Origin of the sequence: Mesorhizobium sp. M8A.F.Ca.ET.207.01.1.1, from assembly GCF_004794715.1 — a bacterium.
Taxonomy (GTDB): Bacteria; Pseudomonadota; Alphaproteobacteria; order Rhizobiales; family Rhizobiaceae; genus Mesorhizobium.
On record NZ_SRUS01000373.1, the window covers coordinates 1 to 321 of the forward strand.

The 321-nt window shown below is 62.0% G+C and carries 1 protein-coding gene; it reads right to left on the reverse strand.

The features are described from left to right. Positions 1-168: 168 nt before the first annotated feature. A partial coding sequence (locus EN850_RS34980; RefSeq protein ID WP_246689333.1) for a DUF1328 domain-containing protein occupies positions 169-321 on the reverse strand: 153 nt, incomplete at its 5' end.

Consider the following 321-nt stretch of genomic DNA (forward strand, 5'->3'; position numbering starts at 1 on the left):
GCGGCATCGACTACACCACGCTGATCACCCGCCTGATCGAACTGGCGCTGGAGCGCCATGAGGCCGATCGCGGGCTGCAGAGCGCTGTGTAACGTGGTGATCGCCCGCAGAGTCGAGCATGGCTCGACTCTGCGGAAAGCGATGCCGGCCAGCGGCCGGCACTACCGGCTAGCCTCGCTTGCGGAACATCGAGATCACGGCAAGGATCAGGAACACCACGAACAGGATCCAGGCGATGTTCGTTGCGGCGCCGGCAATTCCGGAGAAACCCAGAACGGCGGCGATGATGGCGATGACAAAGAAAATAATGGCGTAGTGCAG